Origin of the sequence: Azoarcus sp. CIB (assembly GCF_001190925.1) — a bacterium.
Taxonomy (GTDB): domain Bacteria; phylum Pseudomonadota; class Gammaproteobacteria; order Burkholderiales; family Rhodocyclaceae; genus Aromatoleum.
Genome location: NZ_CP011072.1, coordinates 3875027 through 3899981, shown reverse-complemented (window position 1 = coordinate 3899981; position 24955 = coordinate 3875027). Strand labels below are relative to the sequence as shown.

The 24955-nt window shown below is 65.5% G+C and carries 24 protein-coding genes; 18 read left to right on the top strand and 6 right to left on the bottom strand.

From position 1 onward, the window contains the following. The first annotated feature begins 61 nt into the window (after positions 1-61). The 3 genes from AzCIB_RS17405 to AzCIB_RS17395 all read left to right on the top strand — a co-directional run bounded on the left by AzCIB_RS17405 (position 62) and on the right by AzCIB_RS17395 (position 3988). Entirely contained in the window at positions 62-1357 is a 1296-nt protein-coding gene (locus tag AzCIB_RS17405) for a DUF445 domain-containing protein (RefSeq protein ID WP_050417040.1), read from the top strand. Positions 1358-1479: 122 nt separating this feature from the next. Then, positions 1480-3342, top strand: coding sequence for a sulfatase-like hydrolase/transferase (locus tag AzCIB_RS17400; protein ID WP_050417039.1), 1863 nt, complete (start codon positions 1480-1482; stop codon positions 3340-3342). An 85-nt stretch (positions 3343-3427) separates the two neighbouring features. Then, the gene (locus tag AzCIB_RS17395) at positions 3428-3988 is read left to right on the top strand and encodes a CDP-alcohol phosphatidyltransferase family protein (RefSeq protein WP_050417038.1); all 561 of its coding nucleotides are present in this window, start codon (positions 3428-3430) and stop codon (positions 3986-3988) included. A gap of 23 nt (positions 3989-4011) precedes the next feature. Here the strand turns inward: AzCIB_RS17395 and AzCIB_RS17390 are convergent, their stop codons facing one another. Then, positions 4012-4830 carry an IclR family transcriptional regulator gene (locus AzCIB_RS17390; protein ID WP_050417037.1) on the bottom strand — a complete coding sequence of 273 codons (819 nt, stop codon included), beginning with the start codon at positions 4828-4830 and terminating at the stop codon, positions 4012-4014. A 352-nt stretch (positions 4831-5182) separates the two neighbouring features. Between AzCIB_RS17390 and pta the strand changes: the two genes are divergently transcribed. The 3 genes from pta to AzCIB_RS17375 all read left to right on the top strand — a co-directional run bounded on the left by pta (position 5183) and on the right by AzCIB_RS17375 (position 7410). Further along, a complete protein-coding gene (gene pta, locus AzCIB_RS17385; protein WP_050417036.1) occupies positions 5183-6217 on the top strand; it encodes a phosphate acetyltransferase in 1035 nt (344 codons plus the stop codon). Position 6218: 1 nt separating this feature from the next. Then, positions 6219-6983 carry a sulfite exporter TauE/SafE family protein gene (locus AzCIB_RS17380; RefSeq protein WP_050417035.1) on the top strand — a complete coding sequence of 255 codons (765 nt, stop codon included), beginning with the start codon at positions 6219-6221 and terminating at the stop codon, positions 6981-6983. Positions 6984-7107: 124 nt separating this feature from the next. Continuing rightward, entirely contained in the window at positions 7108-7410 is a 303-nt protein-coding gene (locus AzCIB_RS17375) for a hypothetical protein (protein WP_050417034.1), read from the top strand. A gap of 31 nt (positions 7411-7441) precedes the next feature. Here the strand turns inward: AzCIB_RS17375 and AzCIB_RS17370 are convergent, their stop codons facing one another. Further along, positions 7442-7936, bottom strand: a complete 495-nt coding sequence (locus AzCIB_RS17370) for a tellurite resistance TerB family protein (protein ID WP_050417033.1) — start codon at positions 7934-7936, stop codon at positions 7442-7444. Between the two features lie 241 nt (positions 7937-8177). On the opposite strand from AzCIB_RS17370, the gene AzCIB_RS24300 reads away from it, so the two are divergent. Continuing rightward, a complete protein-coding gene (locus AzCIB_RS24300; protein WP_157058523.1) occupies positions 8178-8831 on the top strand; it encodes a hypothetical protein in 654 nt (217 codons plus the stop codon). A gap of 202 nt (positions 8832-9033) precedes the next feature. On the opposite strand, the gene AzCIB_RS17365 is transcribed toward AzCIB_RS24300, so the two are convergent. Genes AzCIB_RS17365 through AzCIB_RS17350 form a run of 4 tightly spaced genes read right to left on the bottom strand, consistent with a single transcriptional unit; the run spans position 9034 to position 12658 of the window. Continuing rightward, on the bottom strand, positions 9034-9408 hold the full coding sequence (locus AzCIB_RS17365; protein WP_050417032.1) for a Lin0512 family protein: 375 nt from the start codon (positions 9406-9408) through the stop codon (positions 9034-9036). After that, positions 9401-9754 (bottom strand): Lin0512 family protein, encoded by a 354-nt coding sequence (locus tag AzCIB_RS17360; protein ID WP_050417031.1) that lies wholly within the window; start codon positions 9752-9754, stop codon positions 9401-9403. The genes AzCIB_RS17365 and AzCIB_RS17360 overlap by 8 nt, the downstream gene beginning before the upstream one ends. 52 nt (positions 9755-9806) lie before the next feature. After that, entirely contained in the window at positions 9807-11666 is a 1860-nt protein-coding gene (locus AzCIB_RS17355; protein WP_083447051.1) for a cobaltochelatase CobT-related protein, read from the bottom strand. Beyond that, positions 11663-12658 carry an AAA family ATPase gene (locus AzCIB_RS17350; protein WP_050417030.1) on the bottom strand — a complete coding sequence of 332 codons (996 nt, stop codon included), beginning with the start codon at positions 12656-12658 and terminating at the stop codon, positions 11663-11665. The genes AzCIB_RS17355 and AzCIB_RS17350 overlap by 4 nt, the downstream gene beginning before the upstream one ends. A 230-nt stretch (positions 12659-12888) precedes the next feature. On the opposite strand from AzCIB_RS17350, the gene AzCIB_RS17345 reads away from it, so the two are divergent. From AzCIB_RS17345 to AzCIB_RS17295, 11 genes are all read left to right on the top strand, one after another. Next, complete coding sequence (locus AzCIB_RS17345; RefSeq protein WP_232299257.1) at positions 12889-14316, top strand: amino acid permease; 1428 nt, start codon at positions 12889-12891, stop codon at positions 14314-14316. A gap of 288 nt (positions 14317-14604) precedes the next feature. Continuing rightward, on the top strand, positions 14605-16416 hold the full coding sequence (gene xsc / locus AzCIB_RS17340; protein WP_050417028.1) for a sulfoacetaldehyde acetyltransferase: 1812 nt from the start codon (positions 14605-14607) through the stop codon (positions 16414-16416). A gap of 233 nt (positions 16417-16649) precedes the next feature. Continuing rightward, positions 16650-17660 carry a putative sulfate exporter family transporter gene (locus tag AzCIB_RS17335; RefSeq protein WP_198149720.1) on the top strand — a complete coding sequence of 337 codons (1011 nt, stop codon included), beginning with the start codon at positions 16650-16652 and terminating at the stop codon, positions 17658-17660. A gap of 13 nt (positions 17661-17673) precedes the next feature. Further along, positions 17674-17883, top strand: a complete 210-nt coding sequence (gene thiS, locus AzCIB_RS24480; RefSeq protein ID WP_050417026.1) for a sulfur carrier protein ThiS — start codon at positions 17674-17676, stop codon at positions 17881-17883. Positions 17884-17910: 27 nt separating this feature from the next. After that, the gene (locus tag AzCIB_RS17325; RefSeq protein ID WP_050417025.1) at positions 17911-18732 is read left to right on the top strand and encodes a thiazole synthase; all 822 of its coding nucleotides are present in this window, start codon (positions 17911-17913) and stop codon (positions 18730-18732) included. Between the two features lie 168 nt (positions 18733-18900). Beyond that, positions 18901-19320 (top strand): nuclear transport factor 2 family protein, encoded by a 420-nt coding sequence (locus AzCIB_RS17320; protein WP_050417024.1) that lies wholly within the window; start codon positions 18901-18903, stop codon positions 19318-19320. A gap of 28 nt (positions 19321-19348) precedes the next feature. Beyond that, on the top strand, positions 19349-20785 hold the full coding sequence (locus AzCIB_RS17315) for an NAD(P)/FAD-dependent oxidoreductase (protein WP_050417023.1): 1437 nt from the start codon (positions 19349-19351) through the stop codon (positions 20783-20785). Positions 20786-20862: 77 nt separating this feature from the next. Beyond that, positions 20863-21861: a TRAP transporter substrate-binding protein gene (locus AzCIB_RS17310; protein WP_050417021.1), complete on the top strand. Its 999-nt coding sequence runs from the start codon at positions 20863-20865 to the stop codon at positions 21859-21861. Positions 21862-22056: 195 nt separating this feature from the next. After that, entirely contained in the window at positions 22057-22605 is a 549-nt protein-coding gene (locus AzCIB_RS17305) for a TRAP transporter small permease (protein ID WP_050417020.1), read from the top strand. Between the two features lie 25 nt (positions 22606-22630). Next, positions 22631-23971 (top strand): TRAP transporter large permease, encoded by a 1341-nt coding sequence (locus AzCIB_RS17300; protein ID WP_050417019.1) that lies wholly within the window; start codon positions 22631-22633, stop codon positions 23969-23971. A 98-nt stretch (positions 23972-24069) separates the two neighbouring features. After that, on the top strand, positions 24070-24948 hold the full coding sequence (locus AzCIB_RS17295) for a cache domain-containing protein (protein ID WP_050417018.1): 879 nt from the start codon (positions 24070-24072) through the stop codon (positions 24946-24948). Positions 24949-24955 lie beyond the last annotated feature (7 nt).

Here is a 24955-nt window from a genome sequence, read left to right as displayed (position 1 = left end):
TGGCAGGTGTGCTTTCCACGGCTGTGAAAGTGTGTTCCGGGATCGGGCCGGAGGCGGCGGAATGAGCGGGCCTTCGGCCGCGGTCAAGGCCCGCGAGCTGGCGAAGATGAAGCGCGTGGCGCTCGCGCTGCTGGCGACGGTGACGCTCCTGTTCGTGCTGGCGCGCCTGCAGCACGGCGCGGGAATCTGGGCCTGGGTTGCCGCTTTCGCCGAGGCGGCGATGATCGGCGCGCTCGCCGACTGGTTCGCCGTCGTTGCGCTGTTCCGCCATCCGCTGGGCCTGCCGATCCCGCACACGGCGATCATCCCGGCCAACAAGGACCGCATCGCGGGCAACCTGGCGACCTTCATCCGCGACAAGTTCCTCGCCACCGACACCATCGTGCGCAAGCTGCGCGCTTTCGATCCGGCCGGCCGCCTCGCGCTGTGGCTGCAGCAGCCGGACAACGCCGCGCTGATCGCCGGAAAGCTGGCGTCGGCGCTCGCCGGTTGGCTGGACTTCATCGACGATGCGCGTGTGCGGCGCTTTCTCGCCGCGGCGATCCGCGGGCGGCTGAAGAAGGTCGACCTGTCGGCGATGTCGGGGAAGATCCTCGACGCGCTGACGGCCGACGGGCGCCATCAGGAGGTGCTGGACGCGGCGCTCGCGCGCTTGGCGCGCTGGCTGGACGACGCGGACGTGCAGGCGGCCTTCGCGGCGATGATCGTCGAGGTGGCGGGCAAGGAGTATCCGAAGGTGCTGCGGACGGTGGGTATGGTGACCGACACCGACGAGTTCTCGCGCCGTATCGCGGGGAGCCTCGTGCGCGGCATCAATGGCTGGCTGCACGACATCGGCGACGACCCGCAGCATCCGCGCCGGCAGGCGTTCGACGAATCGGTCGCGGAATTCATCGAGCGCCTGAAGACGGACGCGGATCTGGCGGCGCGCATCGAGGCCGCCAAGCGCGACATGCTCGCGCACCCGGCGATGGCCGAGTACCTGAACGGTTTGTGGGACGACATGAAGACGTGGCTGCGCAGCGACCTGCAGCGTGCCGACTCGCATCTCGCGATCCGGCTGCGCGGCGCCGCGATGGCCTTCGGGGCGACGCTCGCCGCCAATCCGGCGCTGCACGAATCGCTCGACGACCACCTGCAGTCGGCCGTCGTTGCGCTTGCGGACGACTTCCGCGACGGGCTGGCGGACCACATCGCGTCGACCATCCGCGGCTGGAAGGACGAGGACCTGGTGCGCGAGCTGGAGCTGAGCGTGGGCCGCGACCTGCAGTTCATCCGCCTCAACGGCACGCTGGTGGGCGGGGCGATCGGGGTGTTGCTGCATGCGCTGACAGTGATGGCGGGTGGGGCGGGATAGGGCGCGTCCCGTGCGGGCGAGTTTCACGATGTCTTGACATGGGTTCGACGGGCGTTTGACGGCGCCCGCTCCATCCTGTTGCGATTGTGAATCCGTCCGAACCACGTACCGGGAAACCCTACATGCCTTTCACCCAGACCCAGCTCGTGCTGCGACGCTACTACGCGCTGCTCTACGTCGCGGTTTTCGCGATGATCGTGCTCTTCTGGCCGCATGCCGAAGTGGCGTCGTCCAGCGCACGCATGTTCCTCGTTGCGGCGACGGCGGGCTACGCGGCCTTGTACGTTGCGCCACTGTGGATCCTCAGCTCGGCGCTGGCCCGGCTGCTGCGCAGCGTCCCCGGATGGCGGGTGCGGTTGCCCTACGCGGTGGCCTTCGTCGGCGGCAGCGCCGTGCTGCTGGCGATCTTTGCGGACTACCGTCTGTACGAGTTGTACCAGTTCCACTTCAACGCCTTCGTGTGGAACCTGCTCACGACGCCGGGCGGCGTCGAGGCGCTGGGCGCGACCGAGGCGACGACGCGTTCGCTGGCGATGCAGGTGTCCGTCTTCCCGGTCCTGTGCGCCGCCGCGCTGGTGCTGCTGTACCGCCACGCGACGCATGGCTGGGCGCCGTCGCCGCGCACCCTCGTCACCGCCGTGATGGTGCTGTTTTCGGTGCTCTCGGTGGAGGAGGTGGTGTATGCCTACAGCGAGCACGTCGGCAAGGAGGACTACCTGCAGGCGGCGGAGGCGATCCCCTTCCACCTGCACACCGGCGCGCGCAAGGTGTTCAAGCGCATGGGCATCGAGCAGGCGGCGGTGAAGGAGCTGCGTCTCGCGGGCGGCACCGTCGATTATCCCGGCCACGATCTCCCCGCGAAGGAGGTCGCGAAGCGGCCCAACGTGATCATGCTGGTCGGCGAATCGTTCCGCTGGGATCTGCTGAGCCCGGAGATCACGCCCAACCTGTGGAAGCTCTCGCAGCAGGGTACGCGCTACGAGCAGCACTACAGCGGCGGCAACCGCACGCGCATGGGCCTGTTCTCGATGTTCTACGGCCTGTATGCGCCGTACTGGTACAGCTTCGAGCAGCAGCGGGTCGCCCCCGCGCTGATGAACTTCCTGCGCGACCACGACTACCAGCTCGCGATCCACACCAGCCAGAGCTTCGACTACCCGGAGCTGCGCCATACGGTGTTCACCGGCGTGCCCGAGGCGAACCTGCAGGAACTGCAGAAGGGCGAGCCGTGGCGGCGCGACGCGCAGAACATCGACGACCTGATCGGTAAGTTCGACCACCGCCATGCCGACAAGCCCTTCTACGGCTTCATGTTCTTCGAGTCCACGCACGCGCCCTACACCTTCCCGGAGGAAACCGCGCTGCGCCAGGACTACCTGCGCCAGCTCGACTACATGAAGCTCGACCTGCGCGACAACATCGACGCGATCCACGCGCGCTATATCAACGCCGCGCATCATGTCGACGCGCAGATCGGACGCCTGCTGGACCATCTGCGGGCGCAGGGTGAACTGGATAACACGGTGATCCTGTTCACCGGTGACCACGGCGAGGAATTCATGGAGAAGGGCCACTGGGGCCACGGCCACGGCAACACCTTCCCCGAGGAGCAGATCCGCGTGCCGCTGGTGATCCGCCTGCCGGGCCAGCAGCCGCAGGTCGTCACGCACCGCACCTCGCATCTGCAGATTTCGCCGACGCTGCTGGAATACCTGGGTGTCACCGCGCCGTCGCGCAGTTACAGCTCCGCCGATACGCTCGATCACACCGCGGACAACCTCGTGCTGGGCGAGTACGACTTCATGGGCATCTTCGACGGCGAGCACAAGATCTCATTCCCTTACACGCGCAGCTCCTTCTTCCGCTACAGCGTGTTCGACGCGCAGGATCACCCGGTTGCGCGCGAGGAAGGCAAGCAGGTGCTGGCGGACAAGCAGGCGCTGCTGGACGACGTGGTGCGCGAGAGCAGGCGCTTCGTGCGTTAGTACCGGGGACCGCGCCGCTGCATCAGAAGCGTGCGCCGGCGGACCATGCATAATGTGGGCGACGAGCCCACGGTGGTCCGGCCACATGCCCAACGTCCCCAACACCATCACGCTGCTGCGTGTCACGCTGATCCTGCCGCTTGCCGCGCTGCTGCGGCAGGGCGAGTTCGGGATCGCGCTGCTGCTGTTCATCGTGTCGGCGCTGTCGGATCTCGCCGACGGTGTGATCGCGCGCCGCTGGAACCTGCGCACGCGTTTCGGCGCGATCGCCGATCCGGTCGCCGACAAGCTGACCATGCTCACGGTGACGCTGCTGCTGGCCTTCGACGGGCGGCTGCCGTGGTGGCTCGCCGCGGCCGTGGTGACACGGGACGTGCTGATCGTCGGCGGCGCGCTGGCTTATCACTATCTGATCGGGGCGGTGGAGATGGCGCCGAGCGCGGTGTCGAAGCTCAATACCGCGCTGGAATTTTTGTTGCTCGCGAGCATCCTCGCGATTGGTGCGGGCTTCGTGGACGGCGGGATGTGGATCACCGTCCTGACGTTGGCGACCTTCGTCACCATCGTGTGGTCGGGCACCCAGTACGTGTTCGTGTGGAGCCGACGGGCGTCGCAGGTGCGACGCCATCGATCCGCGCGATACTGACCGTCCGGCCCGCGGGAGAGGCCTCAGGCTTCGGCCTCCTGCGCATCCGGTTCGTTTCCTTCGATGCTGGCGAGCGCCGTCGCGGCGCGCTGCAGGGCGGGCAGGAACTGCAAGGCCTTTTCGCGCGTGAGCCGCATGATCGGGGCCTGGATCGCAAGCCCCATGTTGGACTGCTTGCGCTGCGTCGGAACGAGTACGCCGATGCACAGCAGGCCGGGCAGGAATTCCTCGTTGTCGAGCGCGTAACCGTTGCGCTTGACGTCCTCGATCTCGCGTTCGAGCGCATCGAGATCCGTAATCGTGTTCGGCGTGAATTTTTCCAGCGGCGCGAAGGCGAGCAGGCGCCGGCGCTGGGCGGGCGTCATCTGGGCGAGGAAGAGCTTGCCGGTGGCGGAGCAGTGGGCCGGCACGCGCGAACCCGGATGCAGGTAGAAGCGCAGGGGCGCGGTCGATTCGAGGCGGTCGAGGTACATCACTTCGCTGCCCGAGAAGGCCGTGATGTTGCAGCTCTCGCCGACCTCTTCGACCAGCTGCCGCAGGACGACATGGCGCGCGCCGTGGGTGGTGCTGTTGAGGAGCAGGTTCTCCGCGAGGCGGCGCAGGCGTACCCCGGTGCTGTAGTGCCGGCCGTCACCTTCGCGGTGCAGCAGGCCCTCGGACTCGAGCTGCTGCAGCATGCGGTGCAGCGTGGGCTTGGGCAGTCCCGTTTCCTCGACGAGGCTCTGCAGCGAGAAGGTCTGGTCCTTGGCCGCGATGACTTCCAGCAGGCTGAAAAGCCGCATGGTCGGGGTGTCTCCATCGATGCGGGCGGGCTCCGATCCGGAGCTGCGGGTGATCTTCATGGTGACCTCGCTGAGATGGATTTCGATAAATAATACACCACGTACCGGTTTATAAGAATACTAGTTGACCGTGCCCGGTTTTGCATCTAGAGTTCGATCAAGTTTCGAATAACGGAACGAATCGTATCGAAATTGATTGTATCTGAAGTCCTTGATGCGTGTTGCCGCCCCCGCGCCTGACCGGCATGTGGGCGGCGACGCCGGCGGGCGCGTGACCTGCGTCGCTCCTCCGGCGGTGCTCCATCCTTGGCATTTCCCTCCACGGCCCCGCTTACCCGGACGGGGCCGTTACCTGGCCGGAACCGCGTCTTCTCCCAACCCCTGCGGTTCCGGCATTTTTTTGGTGAATGGAATGAAAGCGATCAACCGCATCATCGAGACGGCACGCGCGGAACCCCGACGGATCGTGCTCAGCGAGGGCGACGACCCGCGCGTGCTGCAGGCCGCGGTACGCGCGACGCGCGAAGGCACGGCGAAGATCATCCTCGTCGGCAGCTGCGCCGCGATAGAGGCGTGTGCCTTCCGTGAGGGGCTGGATCTGGCGGGCATCGAGCTGGTCGATCCGGCGCGTTCGCATCTCACCGAGGGGTTCGTGCGGGTGCTGCTGCGCCTGCGCGCGCACAAGGGCATGACGCTGGAGCAGGCACAGCGCGACGTGCTCGACCCGCTGTGCTTCGCGAACCTGATGGTGCGCTTGGGACATGCCGACGGATCAGTGTCGGGCGCGGTGCGCACGACCGCCGACGTGGTGCGCACCGCGATCCAGATCATCGGCCCGAACAAGGCGTTCAAGCTCGTGTCGAGCTTCTTCCTGATGATGCTGTGCGAGCCCTTCCACAGCCTGAAGGGCGGCCTGGTTTTCTCGGACTGCGGGCTGGTGGTCGACCCGGATGCCGAGGAGCTGTCCGAGATCGCGATGGCGGCGGCCGACAGCGCGCGCAGCCTGCTGATGGAGGAGCCGCGCGTGGCGATGCTGTCGTTCTCGACGAGCGGCAGCGCGAAGCATGCGGCCGTGGACAAGGTGGTGGCCGCCGCGCAGCGCGTGCGCGAGATGCGCCCCGGACTCGCGATCGACGGCGACGTGCAGCTCGACGCGGCGATCGTCGCCGAGATCGCGAACCGCAAGCTGCCGGATTCGCAGGTCAAGGGGCGGGCGAACGTACTGGTGTTCCCGAACCTCGAGGCGGGCAACATCGGCTACAAATTGGCCGAGCGCGTCGGCGGCGCGGTCGCGATCGGGCCGCTGTTGCAGGGGCTGGACAAGCCGGCGAACGACCTGTCGCGCGGCTGCAGCGCCGAGGACGTGTTCTACGTGATCGCGGTGACGGTGGTGCAGGCGCAGGCCGCCGCCGAGGCCCGCCTGGCCTCTTCTGCGGTGTCGGTGTGACATGAGCGCCGAGGCTCTGCCGTTGATCCTGGTGCTGGCGGCGGCGACCTATTTCCAGACGGTGACGGGTTTCGGCCTGGGCATGATCGTCATGGGGGCGACCAGCGGCATGAACCTCCTGCCGGTGGCGACCGTTGCCGCGATCGTGAGCCTGGTGACGCTCGCCAACAGCGCCGTCGCGCTGCCCGGACGCCTGCACGGCATCGACTGGCGCGCGGCGCGGGCGGCGACGCTCGGCAGCCTGCCGGCCATCGTCGGCGGGGTGATGCTGCTGGAATACCTCAGCAGTGCGGCGGCCGGGGTGCTGCAGCTGATCCTCGGCATCGTGATCGTGCAGGGCAGCGTGGGCTTCGCGCTGCGTCCAGTGCAGCTCGACGAACGTTCGTCGGACATCAGCTTCGCCGCGAGCGGCTTCTTTTCCGGCCTGAGCGGCGGCCTCTTCGGTGTTGCCGGCCCGCCGCTGATCTTCCAGTTCTATCGCCAGCCGATGGACCCGGTCGGCGTGCGCAACATCCTGCTGCTGCTGTTCACGATCACCTCGGCCGCGCGCTCGTTCTACCTCGGCGTGCAGGGGCGGCTCGATGCGGAGATCTGGACGCTGTTCGCCGTGGCGGTGCCCGTCGTGGCGCTCGCGACCGTAATCGGGCGCCGGTATCCGCCGCCGCTCGCCGCCCGTACGATGCGCCGCCTCGTCTTCGCGCTGTTGATGGCGATCGGCGCTTATCTGGTGATGTCGGCCCTGCCGGCGATCGTAGTGGGTTGGTAGCGTCCGTGCGGCGCGCTCGCAGGTCAATGCTTATATGGTAATTGGCAATAAGGATATGGGGTTCTAATAACCCCGGAGCGGGTATCCTCCACTTCGATGTTTCATCGCTCGTGGAGGTCCCGCTATGTCCGAACTCGTCGTCGTCGCTGCAGCAGCGCTCACCTTCGTGTCCGCCGCGTACGTGCTCGGTCGCGCGCGCAAGCAGGAAGGGCTGGCGTGGCTGGAGAGCCGGCCGCAGGACGTCGCGCGGCTCTACCTGAGGCGGGCTTCGGACGTGGATGCCTACTGGCTGCACGTGGAGTTCCGAAACGGCTGCAAGCGCATGGTGGCCGCGCCGTGGGAGGTCGAGGAGACGCTGCGCCGCCTCGCGCCCCTCGGGCTGCGGCTGTCGGCGGAGGATCGCGGCGCGCTCGCGCGTTTGCGTTAGCGCTGCGCGCGGGCAAGCGCTGGCGGCGGGGCTAGGGCGCCGGGTTGCCCGGTGCGCTCGCCCCGGCTGCCGTCCGTCCCCGCTGCTTTGCCGCGATGAAGTCCGCGCGGGGAATGTAGAGCAGGCCGCCGAGCTTGCGCATCAGGTGGTTCTCATGATGGCTCAGTGTGCCGTCTGCATACGCCACCTGCCACAGGTACTCGACCATGCGCAGCTTCTGCTCGACGCTGAAGCCCTTGTTGAGCCGTGATGTGAAGCTGTAGAGATCCGGCGCATCACGCGAGGTGGTCTCGGCGAGTTCCACCAGACGCGCGACCTCGTCGTCGCGAAGGGCAAACTTGTCGCGCAGGGCCTGGACCACGGTGGTGCGCTCGGCCGCCGAGTAGTCCGCATCCGCACGCATCACCTCGACCAAGAGCACCGCGGCCGCGAGCTGGAGAGCGTGATCCGCACCGCCCGACGTCGTTGCGCCACCGGCCGGCGTAGCGGTGAGGGCGTTGAACAAGTCCTTCAGGCTGGCAAACATCGTTGCGGATCATCCAAATTCGAATGCGATTGAGGGATGAGTGTAGCGCGGGCGGTGAAGAGTTCCTGTTTCATTGCGGCGGCCATGTGGCGAGTGATGTTGCGGGGCCGTTATCGGTCACGAGCAGTCGGTCAGGCAGAGCGCCCGAAGCAGCCATCCGCGCACGAAGTGCACATGCTGATCGGTTAGAATGTGAGAACCGCGCGACAAAGGCGCATTTCTTCGATGTCCGTGTGGCGGAATGATGATGTACATTCAAGGTGCGATTAAACGGAATTTGGCGCGGACGATACTGATCGTCGTTTTTTTGCTTACCGTTGGATGGTTGGCCTGGACCCGAAACCCATTACCGTCTGACGAATCGATGATTTCCACTTTCCACGAAAATCGCAGCGACCTGGAAGAAATAGTGCGACGTTATCGCGAGTTTGAACCCCCTTCCAATCAATCGCATACCGGTTGGCTGGAACAGGGAGATACTAGGGGGTTGATTACGCGGGCCAAGGTTTACGACGTTTCCTACAGCGCAATCGGGTATCCGTGGTATTCAAATCCCTATTTGATGGAGACAGGAAAGCGCGTAGAAGGTGATCGAGGTGATCTTTCGCGATTGCACAAATACGGATCGCTGCGCATTAAGCCTGAACCGTCCAATCTCTATTACGCATTTACGCTCCGACATGGCTGGGTTTGGAAGGATTTCCATTTCTTTCCCGAAGTGCCTCGTATAGAAAATGGAGAGTTGCTGGGGCCCGTCAATAGTGGCGGAGAGTATACCTTCCGCAGCCCAGTGCGGGCGTCGCTAAATCGATTTCCAATTCGCTGGCGTGAGTTCCAGTGTATCTATCGTCGCATGGAACCGCAGTGGTACTTGCGTATGTGCAACGGTCACTAAATTAATTCCAATAGGAGAAAGACACTTACGATGGGGGCGTGACGTAACTGTCCGTTGCGCTTGGACATCAAGTGGTGCGCGCCTCGCGCTGGTTAGCCGACGAGTTGGGCGTCAGCTTTCGACAGGCCGGAATGACCGCTCGGGGTCGTCAGGAGCGAGCAGCCGGCGGGCACCGGCAACCCCCGCCGCCGGACGCCCGCCGTTAAGTCTGCGCTGGAGCCAACCGCCACGCATCCGATTCGATCGGCAGCCAGGCCTCGATCGCAGCGGTGGCGATGACGTGCTTCGTGCCCTGCTCGGGGTCGTGCACGTCGAGCCCGCCGAAGACCACTTTTACCTCGGGCCTGCCGCGCGGCAACTCGGCGCGCACGACCTCGGCGTCGACCTGGTCGGGTTGCTGCACGCCGATGGTGACCTGCACACGCATGTCCTGCGTGTCGTAGGCGAGAGAGCGGAACAAGGACAGCACGGAATGATGCAGGGCGTCCTGCACGGCGCGGCAGGCGGCCTTGGTGTAGTCGCCGCCGAGGAGGTCGTTGCCGGTGCCCATTTCGAGGATCAGGCGCTTTTCAGGCATGGCCGGGCTCCAGGTCGAAGGAAACGATGACGGCGGCGTTGGCGATTACGGTGACGCCGGTGCCGTCGTGCTTGGGAATGTCGAGGCCGCCGCGGACGACCTTGATCGAGGGTTTGCCGTAGGGGAATACCTCCAGCAGCGGGGCGATGTCGACCGCTTCGGGCTTCTGGATGCCGATCTCGACGTCGATCAGCATTTCCTCCTTCGGGAAGCCGAAGGCGCTCGCGATATTGAGGGAGTTGTGCCACAACGCGTCGCGGATTGCGCGCGCTGCAGCCTGCGTGTAGTCCTGGCTGCGGATCGAGGTCCCCATGCCGAACTGCACGGCCATGCGGGTCTTGGCCATTGCGTGTGTTCCTCCTGTGCGAAATTGGCGGAATTATTAGCCCGACAATCAATTACGCGATGTCAGGTTGAGTCATGTACGTTTGCTCCCTCCCCTTCAAGGGGAGGGTTGGGGTGGGGATGGGTTTAGCATGCGCCGCAGAAACCCATCCCCCTCCTAACCTCCCCCCTTGAAGGGGGAGGAACCAGGTGCCGCCGATGAGCTGCACGATTTCGGTGAATAGTGAGTTCTCCAGCCCCTGCGTCATGTCGGTGGCGAGGCTGCGGCGGTAGAAGGGGCTCAGGTCGAGCCCGACGCCCAGCGCCAGGATCTCGACCGCGCCCTCGCGTTCGCGCCGCGCGACGACGTCCTTGAGGTGATTGTCCAGATAGAAGGGGGCGTTGGCGAGTCCGGTGGCACCGTCGGAGGGGCAGCCGTCGGAGACGACGATCAGGATGCGGCGCGCCTCGCTGCGCGCGAGCAGGCGGTTGCACGCCCAGTCGACGGCCTCGCCGTCGATGCCTTCGCGGAAGAGGTCTGCCTTGAGGAGCGCGGCGATGTCCGCGCGCGCGCGCCGCCACGGGCGGTCGGCGCCCTTGAACACGAGGTGGCAGACCTCGTTGAGGCGGCCGGGGTGGGGCGGGCGCCCGCGGCTCATCCAGTCGCGGTAGGCGCGGCCGCCGTTCCACGCGCCGGTCGTGAAGCCCAGCAGTTCGGTGGCGACGCCGATCGTCTCCAGCGCGCGCATCAGCAGGTCGAGCAGCACGGCGACCGGTTCGATGTGCCCCTTCATCGAGCCCGAGCAGTCGACAAGGAAGCTCACCGCGCAGTCGGCCTGCGGGACGTGGCGCTCCTGCCGGAACACGCGGCGGTCGGCGGGCGAGCTGATGAGCTGGGCGAGGCGGCGGCCGTCGATGTGGCCTTCCTCCTCACCGAAGCGCCAGCCGTCCGGGGCGGGGCGGGTGAGCACGGTGGCGAGCTGGCGCGCGAGGCGGGAGAGGTTCACGCCCTGTTCGGCGACGCGGCGGTCGAGCCGTTCGCGGTATTCGCGCAGCAGCGCGCGGCGCACCAGCGTGCCGGCGGCGACTTCGGTGTCGAAGCGGGTGGTGTAGACGCGGTAGGCGAGGGCGGCGTCGGTGAAGACTTTGCTGGCGCCGGTCGTGGCGGCCGCGATGCCGTCGCCGCCGTCCGCGGCGTCGTCGAAGTCCAGCAGCAGCGCGAAGCCGGCCTGTGCGTCGGCGTCCTTGTCGTCCTTCTCGCCGGATTCGTCGTCCTGCGCCGCGCGCTCGGCGCGCACGCGGTCGCCGACGACGCGCGCGATCTCCAGCGCGTGCCGCGCAAAGGCGTGCTGTTCGTGACGATGGCGGCGGATGCCGGAGAGCGCGGTGCCGAGCGCCGCGACGAGTCCCATGCGCGTGCTCTCGATGTAGTCCTCGGTGTCTTCCAGCACCGGCCGCGCGGTGAGGCGCGACCAGCACATCTGCGCGACCGTGTACAGCAGGATGCCGACGCTGCCCTCGGTGAGGCCCGAGCGGTAGAAGGCGCGCGACCAGTTCTCGAAGCGATGATGCAGGTTCGCCGCCATGCCGGGCATGTCGGCGGGCGCGAGGGTCTCGACGCGCAGCTGTTCCTGGAGCTCGAACACCAGGCGCTCGACCGGGTCGTCGGGGCACAGGCGCGCGTGAAGGCCGGCGTCGGAGTGCAGCAGGCGCAGCGCGGCGCCGTCGGCGGCGGCGCGGCAGTCCGCGAAGCTGTCTTCGCCGGGATCGACGCGCAGGTGCGGCGCGTGCTGCGGCACGAGGCGCTCGCCGGCGTACAGGCGCCGGCCGCGGTAGTGCAGGGCGGGCCGGCCGGTGAGCGCGCGCAGCGTCGCCGCGCACAGTTCCTCGACCTTCTGCTGGCGCCTCGCCTTCTGTTGCGCGCTCTGCGTCACTTCGCCGCCGCTTCGCCGATTCTTGATTCACCGCTCCACGATTCGTCGAGCTCCTCGCCGAAGCAGCGCTGGTAGTACTCGGCGACGATGGGGCGTTCGACCTCGTCGCACTTGTTGAGGAAGGAGAGACGGAAGGCGAGCGCGGGATTGCGGAAGATCTCGCAGTTCTCGGCCCAGGTGATCACGGTGCGTGGCGACATCAGCGTCGACAGGTCGCCCGCGGCGAAGCCTTGGCGCGTGAGCGCCGCCACGGCGACCATCGACGCGACGAGCTGGCGGCCCTTGTCGTAGTTCTTCGCCGGCACGCGCGCGAGCACGATCGCGACCTCCTCGTCGCGCGGCAGGTAGTTCAGCGTCGCGACGATGTTCCAGCGGTCGATCTGCGCGTGGTTGAGCACCTGGGTGCCGTGGTACATGCCGGTGAGGTTGCCCAGGCCCACCGTGTTCGAGGTCGCGAACAGGCGGAAGAAGGGATGCGGGCGGATCACGCGGTTCTGGTCGAGCAGCGTGAACTTGCCGTCGCGCTCGAGGATGCGCTGGATCACGAACATCACGTCGGGGCGGCCGGCGTCGTACTCGTCGAAGATCAGCGCGACGGGGCGCTGTAGTGCCCACGGCACGATGCCTTCCTGGAATTCGGTGACCTGCCGGCCGTCGCGCACGACGATCGCATCCTTGCCGACGAGGTCCAGGCGGCTGATGTGGCCGTCGAGGTTCACGCGCACGCAAGGCCAGTTCAGGCGTGCGGCGACCTGTTCGATGTGGGTCGATTTACCGGTGCCGTGCAGGCCTTGCACCATCACGCGGCGGTCGCGCGTGAAGCCGGCGAGGATCGCGAGCGTCACGTCCGGATTGAAGCGGTAGGCCGCGTCGATCTCGGGCACGTGGTCGTCGCGGGTAGCGAAGGCCGGCACCTTCAGGTCGGAATCGATTCCGAACAGCGAGCGGACCGGAACCAGCTGGTCCGGGGTGTCGAGCGCGAGTTCCGTCACGGCAGTCTCCTTGGGTTTTGTGCAATTCATGATAGACATGTTCCAATAAAAGATACAAGGAGTTCCGGAAACGTAAATAAGTCTTGACGTCGTCGAGGCTTGATCCTACATTCAGATCAAAACAGCGAATCGGTGCATAAGGCTGGATGGGCTGGGCCACAACCGGACGCACAACAAGACGACAAGCACCTGTCGTGGCCGAGATGGCCGCGCCAACGGAGGAGACGGACGTGAAAGCGGAATCTGGAAATTCAGGCGGGCTGCAGCACGGCCTCAAGCAGCGGCACATGACGATGATCGCGCTGGGCGGCGTGATCGGCGCCGGCCTCTTCGTCGGCAGCGGCGTGGTGATCAAGTCGGCCGGTCCGGCCGCGGTGTTGTCCTTCCTGATCACCGGCGGGCTGGTGGTGCTGGTGATGCGCATGCTCGGCGAGATGGCCGTCGCGATGCCTTCAGTCGGCGCCTTCTATGAGTTCGCGCGCACCGCCTGGGCGGACAGGCCGGCCGTCGGCGATCTCGCCGGCTTCCTCACGGGCTGGATGTACTGGTACTTCTGGGTCATCGTCGTCGCGCTCGAAGCCGTTGCCGGCGCAGACCTGGTGCGCTACTGGTTGCCCGACGTGCCTGCCTGGATCATCAGCCTGGTGTTGCTCGTAACCCTCACGATGACCAACCTGATATCGGTGAAGTCCTTCGGCGAGTTCGAGTTCTGGTTCGCGTCGATCAAGGTCGCGGCGATCGTCGTGTTCCTGTTCCTCGGCGGCCTGTACGTGCTGGGGATGTGGCCGGACGCCACGGCCAGCCTCGCCAACCTGACCGAGCACGGCGGCTTCATGCCGAACGGCATCGTACCGGTGCTGACCGGAGCGGTTGCAGCGACGGGCTTTTACTTCGGCGCCGAAATCGTCACGGTCGCAGCGGCCGAAACGGCAGAGCCCGAGCGTGCCGTGGCGAAGGCGACGAACTCCGTGATCACGCGCGTGCTGTTCTTCTACGTCGGCTCGGTGTTGCTGGTCGTATGTCTCGTACCGTGGAATTCCGCCGCGATGGCGACGCCCTATGTCAGCGCGCTCAACGCAATCGGCATTCCGGCGGCTGCGCAGATCATGAACGCAATCGTCCTGACGGCCGTGCTCTCGGCGCTGAATTCGGGCCTCTACGCTTCCTCGCGCATGCTCTTCGCGCTGACGCGTCGCGGCGACGCGCCCAAGGGCCTTGCAAAGGTGAGCCGCAACGGCGTACCGGTGCGCGCGATCCTCCTCGGCACGCTGTTCGGGTACGTGGCGGTCGTCATGTCCTACGTCTCGCCCGACACGGTATTCGCCTTCCTCGTCAATTCCTACGGCACGGTCGCGATCTTTGTCTACGTGTCGATCGCCATCTCGCAACTGCGCCTGCGCGCGCGACTGGAGAAGGAAGACCCCAGCCGGCTGCGCGTGAAGATGTGGTGCTACCCCTACCTCACCTGGGTCGCGATCGTCGGCATGCTCGCGATCGTCGTCGCGATGGCCTTCATCCCCGAGCAGCGCACACCGCTCCTGCTGGGCGTCGTGAGCTTGGCCATCCTGCTCGCCCTGTACGGCATGAAAAGCCTGTGGAGGGCGAAACCAGATCTCACATCCGTCATGATCGATACACAGGCCTTCGAGAAGTCCTGATCCCCTCGCGCGCGGGGCAGGGGCCGCCACCGGCCTCACGTCGCCGCACCCGCGGAAAACGGCATCCGGCGCCGATCGGCACGGATGCCGTTTTCACGTCTGCGCCGCGCAGATTTTGCTGCGATCGAATTAATTTCAATAAAAGAGACAAAAAGTTCAGAAAAACGAAATTCGTGTTGACGTCTCGAAAATGTCGACGTACATTGAATTCAAGTATCGAAAATCGGAACAAAACGTACCGAAAACGATATCTTGCCCTCGCGAATACTCGACAAGGAGACAGCAGCAATGAGCGAACAAGACCGCCGCACCGTCGTCAGCGGCCCGCACAAGATGACCCCGTCCGAAGCCTTCGTGGAAACCATGGTGGCCAACGGCGTGACCGACATGTTCGGGATCATGGGCTCGGCCTTCATGGACGCGATGGACATCTTCGCGCCGGCCGGCATCCGCCTGATCCCGGTGGTGCATGAACAGGGCGCCGGCCACATGGCCGACGGCTTTTCGCGCGTGTCGGGCCGCCATGGCGTGGTGATCGGCCAGAACGGCCCGGGCATCTCCAACTGCGTGACCTCGATTGCGGCGGCCTACTGGGCGCACAGCCCGGTGGTGATCGTGACCCCCGAAACCGGCACGATGACGATGGGTCTCGGCGGCTTCCAGGAATGCAAGCAGCTGCCGATGTTCCAGGAGTTCACCAAGTACCAGGGTCACGTGACCCACCCGGCGCGCATGGCCGAATACACCGGGCGCTGCTTCGACCGCGCGATGAGCGAGATGGGCCCGACCCAGCTCAACATCCCGCGCGACTACTTCTACGGCGAGATCACCTGCGAGATCCCCAAGCCGAGCCGCCTCGACCGTGGTGCCGGTGGCGAAGCGAGCCTCAACGAAGCGGCCGAATTGCTGGCAACCGCCAAGTTCCCGGTGATCATCTCCGGCGGCGGCGTCGTGATGGCCGACGCAATCGAGGAGTGCAAGGCGCTCGCCGAGCGCCTGGGCGCGCCGGTCGTCAATAGCTACCTGCACAACGACTCCTTCCCCGCGAGCCACCCGCTGTGGTGCGGCCCGCTCGGCTACCAGGGGTCGAAGGCGGCGATGAAGTTGATGGCGCAAGCCGACGTCGTGATCGCGCTCGGTTCGCGCCTCGGCCCCTTCGGTACGCTGCCGCAGCACGGCATGGACTACTGGCCGAAGAACGCCAAGATCATCCAGATCGACGCCGACAACAAGATGCTCGGCCTGGTGAAGAAGATCTCGGTGGGCATCTGCGGCGACGCCAAGGCCGCGGCCAAGGCGCTGACCTGGCGCCTGACCGGCCGCACGCTGGAATGCGATGCGACGCGCGAGCAGCGCTTCGCCAAGGTGCAGGCCGAGAAGGAAGCCTGGGAGCGCGAGCTCGACGAGTGGACGCACGAGCGCGACCCCTTCAGTCTCGACATGATCGAGGAGAACGCCAAGGAGAAGCCCTTCTCCGGCGGCGAATACCTGCATCCGCGCCAGGTGCTGCGCGAGCTCGAAAAGGCGATGCCGCCCGACGTGATGGTGTCGACCGACATCGGCAACATCAACTCGGTCGCCAACAGCTATCTGCGTTTCGAGAAGCCGCGCAGCTTCTTTGCCGCGATGAGCTTCGGCAACTGCGGCTATGCGTTCCCGACGATCATCGGCGCCAAGGTGGCTGCGCCGCATCGTCCGGCGGTGTCCTACGCCGGTGACGGCGCCTGGGGCATGAGCCTGATGGAGACGATGACCTGCGTGCGGCACAACATCCCGGTGACGGCGGTGGTGTTCCACAACCGCCAATGGGGCGCGGAGAAGAAGAACCAGGTGGACTTCTACAACCGCCGCTTCGTTGCCGGGGAGCTCGACAACCAGAGCTTCGCCGAGATCGCGCGGGCGATGGGCGCCGAAGGCATCACCGTGGATCGGCTGGAGGACGTGGGCCCGGCGCTGACGAAGGCCATCGACCTGCAGATGAACCACGGCAAGACCTGCATCATCGAGATCATGTGCACGCGCGAACTGGGCGACCCGTTCCGCCGCGACGCGCTGTCGAAGCCGGTGCGGTTCCTGGATAAGTACAAGGACTACGTGTGATTCGTAGAGCCTGACGACTGACCCGGCAAACAAGGATGTGAGTCTGCCGGGCATGGCGTTCCTCCCCCTTCAAGGGGGAGGTCAGGAGGGGGATGGGTTTCGGCCGACGCCTGCGTAACCCATCCCCACCCCAGCCCTCCCCTTGAAGGGGAGGGAGCACGCGCAGCTCTCAAACTGACTCCCCACCGGACCCCGATCCAATGACCACTCAAACGACAATTGCGCCGCCCGCGATGTTCAGCGAGGTGCGTGTGCTGATGCCGGGATTCATGCTGTGCGCCGTGATCGCGGTCGCGGCAACTTTCGTGTCCGAGCATTACGGCGGACCGCAGTTTCTCTACGCGCTGCTGCTGGGCATCGCGTTCCATTTCCTCTCCGACAACGACAAGTGCATCCCCGGCATCGAGGTCTCCGCCAAGAAGCTCGTGCGCTTCGGCGTCGCGCTGCTCGGGGCGCGCATCGTCGCGAGCGACGTCAGCGACCTGGGTCTGATCGGCGTCGGTGCGCTCGTCGGCGCGGTGGTGCTGACCATCGGCTTCGGCCTGCTGCTCGCCCGCGTGCTCGGGCTGCCGCCGCTGCTGGGCCTGCTGTCGGGCGGCGGTACGGGCATCTGCGGCATCTCGGCGACGCTCGCGATCTCCTCGACCCTGCCCGCCACCCGCGAGACCGAGCGCTACACGCTGCTCACCGCGATCGGCGTGGCGATCTTCTCGACTGTCGCGATGGTGCTGTACCCCCTGGTCGTGAAGGCCGCGGGCCTCTCGGTGAGCGAGGCGGGGCTCTTCCTCGGCGGCTCGATCCACGACGTCGCGCAGGTCGTCGGCGCGGGCCTGATCATCTCGCCGGAAGTGGGCGACGCGGCGACGCTGGCGAAGATGTTCCGTGTCGCGATGCTGATGCCGGTGGTCGTCGTGCTTGCGCTGGTGTTCCACGCCGAGCGCAAGAAGGAAAACGGCGGCAAGGCCGGAAAGACGCCGATCCTGCCGCTCTTCCTGGTCGCCTTCGCGGCGCTGGCGGCGCTCAACAGCCTGGGCCTGCTGTCGCACGAGGTGGTCGAGGCGAGCTCGACGCTGTCGCGCTGGTGCCTGGTGATCTCGATCGCCGCGCTGGGCGTGAAGACGTCGCTGGAGAAGCTCGCCGAACTGGGCTGGAAGCCGATCGTGCTGCTGTCGGGCGAAGCGCTGTTCGTCGCTGCCTACATGCTGGCAGTGGTCTTCGCCGCCCGCCTGATCGCGGTGCAATGACGGAGGACTGACCGTGGTAAGCGTAACGATAGAACTGAACGGCGCTGCGCATGTGTTGCGCGCCGGCCGCACGCTGCACGACCTCATCGCGAGCCTCGACCTGCTGGGCAAGCGCGTCGCCGTCGCGATCAACCGCGAAGTGGTCCCGTCGCCGCGCTGGCCGGGCCGGATCCTGAAGCCGGACGATCGCGTCGAGGTCGTCGTCGCGATCGGCGGCGGCTAAAAAGCAATTAGATGAGGAGCGAACGGAATGAACTTGAACGACACCCCGGATGAAACCCGGCCCGCCGCGACCGACGCGGGGCTCACGATCGCCGGGCGGACCTACGCGTCGCGCCTGCTGGTGGGCACCGGCAAGTACCGCGATTTCGACGAGACCCGCGCCGCGGTCGACGCGAGCGGCACCGACATCGTCACCGTGACGATCCGCCGCGTGAACATCGGCCAGCACGCCCACGAGCCGAGCCTGCTCGACGCCGTGCCGCCCGACCGTTTCACGATCCTGCCGAACACCGGCGGCTGCTACAACGCGAAGGACGCGGTCTACACCTTGCAGCTCGCGCGCGAACTGCTCGGCGGCCACAGCTTGTGCAAGCTCGAGGTGCTCGGTGACGACAAGACCCTGTTCCCGAACATGCCCGAGACGCTGAAGGCGGCCGAGACTCTCGTGAAGGACGGTTTTCAGGTGATGGTGTATTGCAGCGACGACCCGATCCAGGCGCGCATCCTCGAGGACATCGGCTGCGTCGCGGTGATGCCGCTGGCGAGCCTGATCGGCTCGGGCATGGGCATCCTCAACCCGTGGAACCTGTCGCTCATCATCGAGCAGGCGCGGGTGCCGGTGATCGTCGATGCCGGCGTGGGCACCGCGTCCGATGCGGCGATCGCGATGGAGCTCGGTTGCGACGGGGTGCTGATGAACACCGCGATCGCCCATGCGCGCGAGCCGGTGCGCATGGCGCGGGCGATGCGCCTGGCGGTGCAGGGCGGGCGCGAGGCCTTCCTCGCGGGACGCATGCCGCGCCGCTTCGCCGCCTCGCCGTCGTCGCCGATGGCCGGTCGCATCGCGTGAGCGCTGCGCGCAAAGTCGATTGAATTTCAAAAAATATAGAAATTCGTACCGATATTCGAAATATTGCTTGACAGCGTATCGGCGCAGTCCTAATGTAAATCAAGTTTCAAAAAACGGTACAAGACGTTTCGTATTAACCAAAAAACAGATATTCGGAGACCGACTTTCATGAGCAGCCTCACCGCCACCCCGATCCGCAGCGAAGCCACCGTCGACACGCTGAAGGCCTTCGCCGACGCCTGGAACCGTCACGACATCGAGGCCCTGATGAGCTTCATGGCCGAGGACTGCGTATTCCATGCGGTCGCCGGCCCCGACCTCCTCGGCAAGAGTTTCGAAGGCCGCGAAGTGGTACGCGCCGGCTTCCAGCTCGCGTGGCAGACCTTCCCCGATGCGGCCTGGCTCGACGGCGACCATTTCGTCTGCGGCGACCGCGGCGTATCGGAATCGACCTTCAGCGGCACCAAGGCCGACGGCACGCGCATCGAGGCGCGCATGGTCGATGTCTTCACCTTCCGCGACGGCAAGATCGCGGTCAAGAACGCCTACCGCAAGGACCGCCCGCCGGTCGCCACGGGAAGCAACTGAGCCCCCCGGACACATCAGGAGTCGGGACATGGAAGCCATTGCAGAAAAGCGGACCGTAACGAGCGAGCGCGCCACGGCGCCGGCGCAGCCTTACGATCCGGCCTACGACCCGCTGGTATCGACCACGCCGGGGCAGGGGCGCGACTATGCGCCGACCTACTGGATCGGCACCGCCGGCGCGCCGCCCGCCGACGACGGTCCGATCACCCACGACATCGACGTCGATGTCGCGATCATCGGCTCCGGCTTCACCGGCCTGACCGCGGCGATCTCGCTCGCGGAAAAGCACGGCATCAAGGCCACCGTGCTCGAAGCCAACCGCACGGCCTGGGGCTGCAGCACGCGCAACGGCGGCCAGGCGCAGTGCGCCTCCGGGCGACTGAAGCGCTCGCAGTGGATCGCACGCTACGGCCTCGACACCGCGCTGCGCCTGCACGAAGAAGTGTGCGATGCGATGGCGTACTTCAAGGAGATGATCCGCGACATCGACTGCGAGCCGCAGCCCGGCGGCCATCTCTACATCGCGCATCGCCCGAAGGTCATGCCGGTGCTGGAGAAAGAAGCCAAGATCCTGCGCGAGGTCTTCAAGTACGACGCGCGCATCCTCGATGCCGACACCGTGAAGCGCGAATACGTCGATGACAAGGAAGCCGCGGGCGCGATGCACGAACCCGAAGGCATCGGCATCCACGCCGGCAAGCTCGCTTTCGGCTACCTGAAGAAGGCGCGCGCGCTGGGCGTGAAGGTGCACCCGGCCAGCCCGGTGATGGGCTGGGAGACGAAGAACGGCGTGCATTACCTGCGCACGCCCGGCGGCATCGTACGCGCCCGCGCGGTCGGCATCGCCACGGGGGGCTACACGTCGAACGGCCTGCACCGCGAGCTCAAGAATCGCCTGCTGCCGATCCTGTCGAACTCGATCGTCACGCGCCCGCTGACCCAGGCCGAGATCGACGCGTGCAATTTCCGCACGACCCAGGTCATCACCGACACGCGCATCCTGCGCCACTACTACCGCCTGATGCCCGACGGCCGCGTGCAGATCGGCAGCCGCAGCGCGATCAGCGGCCGCGACGCGCCCGAGGACAAGTACAAGCAGTTCCTCATCCGCGACCTGCACCGCAAGTTCCCGGCGCTCGGAGGCATCCAGATCGACTACTCGTGGTGGGGCTGGGTGGATGTGAGCCACGACATGATGCCGCGCATCTACCAGCCGGACCCGAAGGAAACGATCTACTACGCGCTCGGCTACGGCGGCAATGGCGTCATGTATTCGGCGCAGGCCGGCCGGCGGCTGGCGGAGAACATCGCCGGCATCCGCACGCCGGAGCTGCCGATCTTCCGCTCGAAGCTGCCCTTCCCGAACGTGCGCGAGATGGTCGAATCGGAAATGTTCGCGCCCTTCCGCCGCTTCGGCCAGTGGTGGTTGTACCGCTGGTACCACATGAAGGATGAAGTCCTGTAACAAACCGTTGTAAGCAGCACCTTGATACCCCTCGGCAGCACGACCTGCCAAAACATAACGAGATCGAGGAGACAAAAATGAAATTCAGCAAGAACGTACTGATGCCGCTCGTCACCGCCGCCAGCCTGCTGGTGGCCGCGCCTGTCGCGCTCGCCGAGACTTTCAAGATGGCCGTTGGCGACGCCGCGGGCGGCACGCAGTGGGAGCTCGGCACGACTTTCGCCAAGCTGTTCCAGCAAAAGACCGGCGGCAAGCACAAGGTAGACCTGTTCCCCAACGGCCAGCTCGGCAGCGAGGAAGACACGATCAACAACGCCGCGATGGGGACGCTGGATTTCTCGATCCTGGCGGTGAACAACATCACGCCGTTCTCGCCGACGGTCGGTCTGCTGACGATGCCCTACCTGATCCAGAGCGCCGACGAAGCGAAGAAGCTGACCCAGGGTGAAGTCGGCAAGGAACTGACCGACAACACGGTGCGCGACGCCGGCGTACGCATCGTCGGCTGGGCCTATTCGGGCTTCCGCGTGCTCACCAATTCGAAGCGTCCCGTCAAGACGCTGGAAGATCTCAAGGGCCTGGTGATCCGCGTACCGAAGAACGAGATCATGATTTCGTCGTATCAGGCGTGGGGCATCAACCCGACCCCGATGTCGTGGTCGGAAACCTTCACCGGCCTGCAGCAGCGCGTCGTCGACGGGCAGGACAACCCCTACATCACCGTGTCGGCGATGAAGTTCTACGAAGTGCAGAAGTACATCACCAACATCCGCTACATCTTCTCGCTCGAGCCGCTGGTGGTCAGCGAGTCGGTCTTCAAGTCGCAGAAGCCCGACGTGCAGAAGGCCATTCTCGAAGCCGGCCAGGAAGCCACCGAGCACAGCTTCAAGTACCTGCTCGAAACCGAAGACAAGATCAAGAAGGATCTCGCGGCGCGCGGCATGCAGATCACCGACCCGGCCGATGGCGAGAAGGCGTGGATTGCCAAGGCGACCACCACGGTGTGGCCTAAGTACTACAAGAGCATCGGCGGCAAGGAAAAGCTCGACCGCGCGCAGAAGGTGCTCGGCCGCTGAACCACCGCGGGCGGAGGCGGCTTCCGGCAGCAAGGCATGCGGTGCACGAGCCACGGCTCATGCCGCATGCCGACGCCTGAGCCGCGACGACCGCCGATCTCGCGCACAACACGTCGCTACGATTCCGGACGACTCCAGCTGGCGGCAGGGGCCGTCCCGGCGTAATCGGGCGCACCGGATATTCTGGAGTTTGTCATGGCCGTAGGGCGCATCTTCCTCAAATTCATCAGCAACATCGAAGAGTATCTGTGCGAGGCGCTGCTCGCGTTCTTCGTCGTGCTGCTTTTCGTTCAGATCCTGCTGCGCCAGTTCTTCCAGTACTCGCTGCCCTGGGGTGAAGAACTCGCAACCTATCTCTTCGTCTGGTTCGCCTACCTCGGCGCCTGCGTCGCGGCCAAGATGTCGGCGCACAACCGCGTGGCCTTTCACTTCAAGTTCTTCCCGCCGATCGTGAAGAAGGTCAGTGAAGCGATCGCGGACCTGCTGTGGGTCGGCTTCAACCTCTACTTCGTCTTCCTGAGCTACGACTTCGTCTTCAACCGCATGAACCTGTTCTGGAAGTCGCAGACCATCGGTCTGCCGATGAAGTACTTCTACATGATCCTGCCGATCGCCTTCACGCTGATGTCGATCCGCATCGTCTGGAACAACTACCTGTCGCTGTTCAAGGGCGTCGAGATCCTCGATCCGGAAGCCGAGGAAATCGAGAACCTGAAGCGTGCCGCCGCCGCGGCGAATGCCTGACACGGACCTCCGCGGAGACAAGACAATGGAAGCGTATGTGGTAGAAATCCTGTTCGGCGGCTTCTTTGCATTGCTGCTGCTGGGCGCGCCGATCACGGTGTCGCTGGCCGGCGCGGCGATGGTCGCCTTCCTGGTGCTGGGGAAGAACCCCATCGCCTTCGTGCAGATCGCCTTCACGTCGGTGGGCAGTTTCCCGCTGATGGCGCTGCCGGCCTTCGTGCTCGCCGGTGCGCTGATGGAGGCCGCCGGTATCTCGAAGCGACTGGTGGACATCGCCGAATCCCTGGCCGGGCCGATCACCGGCGGCCTGGGGGCGGCGACGGTGCTCGCGTGCCTGTTCTTCGGCGCGATCTCGGGCTCGGGGCCGGCCACGACCGCCGCTGTCGGCATGCTGATGATCCCGGCGATGGTCAACCGCAAGTACGAGCGCAGCTACGCTTCGGCGGTCACGGCTGCCTCGGGGGGGCTGGGCATCATCATCCCGCCGTCGATCCCGATGGTGATCTTCGGCATCTCGGCGCTCGGCATGGCCCCTCCGTCCGACGCCATCGAGAAATACGGCGAGTTCGCGTCGCTGTCGATTCCCAAGCTGTTCGTGGCCGGCGTCATCCCCGGCATCATCATGGCCATCGCCCTGCTGATCACGAATTACCTGATCTCGAACAAGCGCGGCTACCGCGGGCTGACCGAGAAATGGTCGTACGGTGACATCGGCCAGGCGCTGCGCAGGGGGATATGGTCGGTGCTGGCGCCGGTGATTATTCTCGGCGGCATCTACACCGGCCTGTTTACCCCGACCGAGTCGGCCATCGTCGCGATCTTCTACACGCTCTTCGTCGGCCTCGTGCTGCACCGCGAGCTCAAGTTCGCCGCGATCCTGAACTCGCTGAAGACCACGACGTGGATCACCGGGCGGGTGCTGCTGATCCTGTTCGCGGCAGTGGTGTTCGGGCGTCTGCTGGTCGAACAGCGCATCCCGGCGACGATCGCCGAATCGCTGCTGAGCCTCACCGACAACGTCTACATGATCTGGACACTGATCATCGTGTTCCTGCTCTTCGTCGGCATGTTCATGGAAACGCTCGCAGCGATCATGATCCTGGTGCCGGTGCTGCTGCCGGTGATGTACATGATGGGCGCGGATCCTACCCACGTCGGCATTGTCGTGATCTGCACGCTGTCGGTCGGCTTCCAGACGCCGCCGCTGGGCGAGAACCTGTTCGTCGCATCCGGAATCGGCGGTTCGACGGTCGAGGAAATCGTCGCGCGCATCCATCCCTTCGTGCTCGCCTCGACGGCCGCGATCTTCCTGATCGCCTTCGTGCCGCAACTCTCGCTGTGGCTGCCGCAACTGCTCGGCTACTGAGCGAGTCCCTTCCGCCCGGCAACGCAAGAATGCATCGCGCACGCCTGCGTTGCCGGGCGAACACAACAACCGAAACGGCATTCTCAAGAGGTTCGACGATGTCTGCTCCAGTCCGCGTACTCGTTCTTACGCTAGGCCTTGCCCTGGGCACGGGCTTACTGCCGTCAGCCGCATGTGCGGCCGACGCCGAATCGATCCGCCTGTTCGACAGCGAACTCGGCAAGCGTGCCACCGCGCTGCTGGAACGCGCGGTCAGGCACATCGAACAAACGGGCGAAAAAGGTGCCGCCGACTTCAGTCGCCAGGCGGCTTTCGTCGATCGCGATCTTTACGCCTACGCCGTGCGCATGGATGGCCGCTTCCTCGCCAGCGGTGGATCGTCGGCTGCGCTGATTGGCGACAACGTGCTCGACTACACGGACATCGAAGGCAAGGCGTTCTTTCGCGAGATGATCGAACTGGCGAAAGCGAAGGGGGGCGGTCAGGTCGAGTACCGCTGGTTCAATCCCGCCGACAGCCGCGGCGAGCCGAAGATGACAATGTTCCGCAAGGTCGGCGAGATTGTCGTCGCCGTCGGTTTCTACCCGCCTCGTGCCACGCCGGTGCAGGCCAGGGCCTTGCTCAAGGATGCGGTCAAGGCGATGACGGCGGATGTGAAGGGCGCGCTGGCTCAGTTCCAGCGTCTCGACGGACCATTCGTCCATGACGACCTCTACGTCTTCGTCATCGACACGGCGGATGGCCGCTTTCTTGCGCACGGCGCCACCCCCGCGCTGGTGGGCAGCAACGGCTTCGAGGTGCGCGACCCGAACGGCAAGCCTGTCGTCACCGAGATGGTCAGGCTCGCGGCGAAGAAGGGCGAGGGCGAACTCGACTACAGTTGGCGAAACCCGACCACGGGCAAGATCGAAAAGAAGCACAGCTACTTCCGCACCGTGGATGGAAAGCTGGTCGGCGTCGGTTATTTCCAACGCTGAGGATGAC

What these genes read in the sequence shown, in the direction of transcription:
- AzCIB_RS17310 (WP_050417021.1), top strand. Translation starts at nt 20,863, where the DNA reads ATGAAATTCAGCAAGAACGTACTGATGCCGCTCGTCACCGCCGCCAGC.
- AzCIB_RS17370 (WP_050417033.1), bottom strand. Translation starts at nt 7,936, where the DNA reads ATGTTTGCCAGCCTGAAGGACTTGTTCAACGCCCTCACCGCTACGCCG.
- AzCIB_RS17405 (WP_050417040.1), top strand. Translation starts at nt 62, where the DNA reads ATGAGCGGGCCTTCGGCCGCGGTCAAGGCCCGCGAGCTGGCGAAGATG.
- AzCIB_RS17320 (WP_050417024.1), top strand. Translation starts at nt 18,901, where the DNA reads ATGAGCAGCCTCACCGCCACCCCGATCCGCAGCGAAGCCACCGTCGAC.
- AzCIB_RS17305 (WP_050417020.1), top strand. Translation starts at nt 22,057, where the DNA reads ATGGCCGTAGGGCGCATCTTCCTCAAATTCATCAGCAACATCGAAGAG.
- AzCIB_RS17335 (WP_198149720.1), top strand. Translation starts at nt 16,650, where the DNA reads ATGTTCAGCGAGGTGCGTGTGCTGATGCCGGGATTCATGCTGTGCGCC.
- AzCIB_RS17390 (WP_050417037.1), bottom strand. Translation starts at nt 4,830, where the DNA reads ATGAAGATCACCCGCAGCTCCGGATCGGAGCCCGCCCGCATCGATGGA.
- AzCIB_RS17400 (WP_050417039.1), top strand. Translation starts at nt 1,480, where the DNA reads ATGCCTTTCACCCAGACCCAGCTCGTGCTGCGACGCTACTACGCGCTG.
- AzCIB_RS17295 (WP_050417018.1), top strand. Translation starts at nt 24,070, where the DNA reads ATGTCTGCTCCAGTCCGCGTACTCGTTCTTACGCTAGGCCTTGCCCTG.
- AzCIB_RS17395 (WP_050417038.1), top strand. Translation starts at nt 3,428, where the DNA reads ATGCCCAACGTCCCCAACACCATCACGCTGCTGCGTGTCACGCTGATC.
- AzCIB_RS17300 (WP_050417019.1), top strand. Translation starts at nt 22,631, where the DNA reads ATGGAAGCGTATGTGGTAGAAATCCTGTTCGGCGGCTTCTTTGCATTG.
- AzCIB_RS24300 (WP_157058523.1), top strand. Translation starts at nt 8,178, where the DNA reads ATGATGATGTACATTCAAGGTGCGATTAAACGGAATTTGGCGCGGACG.
- xsc (WP_050417028.1), top strand. Translation starts at nt 14,605, where the DNA reads ATGAGCGAACAAGACCGCCGCACCGTCGTCAGCGGCCCGCACAAGATG.
- AzCIB_RS17375 (WP_050417034.1), top strand. Translation starts at nt 7,108, where the DNA reads ATGTCCGAACTCGTCGTCGTCGCTGCAGCAGCGCTCACCTTCGTGTCC.
- AzCIB_RS17315 (WP_050417023.1), top strand. Translation starts at nt 19,349, where the DNA reads ATGGAAGCCATTGCAGAAAAGCGGACCGTAACGAGCGAGCGCGCCACG.
- AzCIB_RS17325 (WP_050417025.1), top strand. Translation starts at nt 17,911, where the DNA reads ATGAACTTGAACGACACCCCGGATGAAACCCGGCCCGCCGCGACCGAC.
- AzCIB_RS17360 (WP_050417031.1), bottom strand. Translation starts at nt 9,754, where the DNA reads ATGGCCAAGACCCGCATGGCCGTGCAGTTCGGCATGGGGACCTCGATC.
- AzCIB_RS17380 (WP_050417035.1), top strand. Translation starts at nt 6,219, where the DNA reads ATGAGCGCCGAGGCTCTGCCGTTGATCCTGGTGCTGGCGGCGGCGACC.
- pta (WP_050417036.1), top strand. Translation starts at nt 5,183, where the DNA reads ATGAAAGCGATCAACCGCATCATCGAGACGGCACGCGCGGAACCCCGA.
- AzCIB_RS17365 (WP_050417032.1), bottom strand. Translation starts at nt 9,408, where the DNA reads ATGCCTGAAAAGCGCCTGATCCTCGAAATGGGCACCGGCAACGACCTC.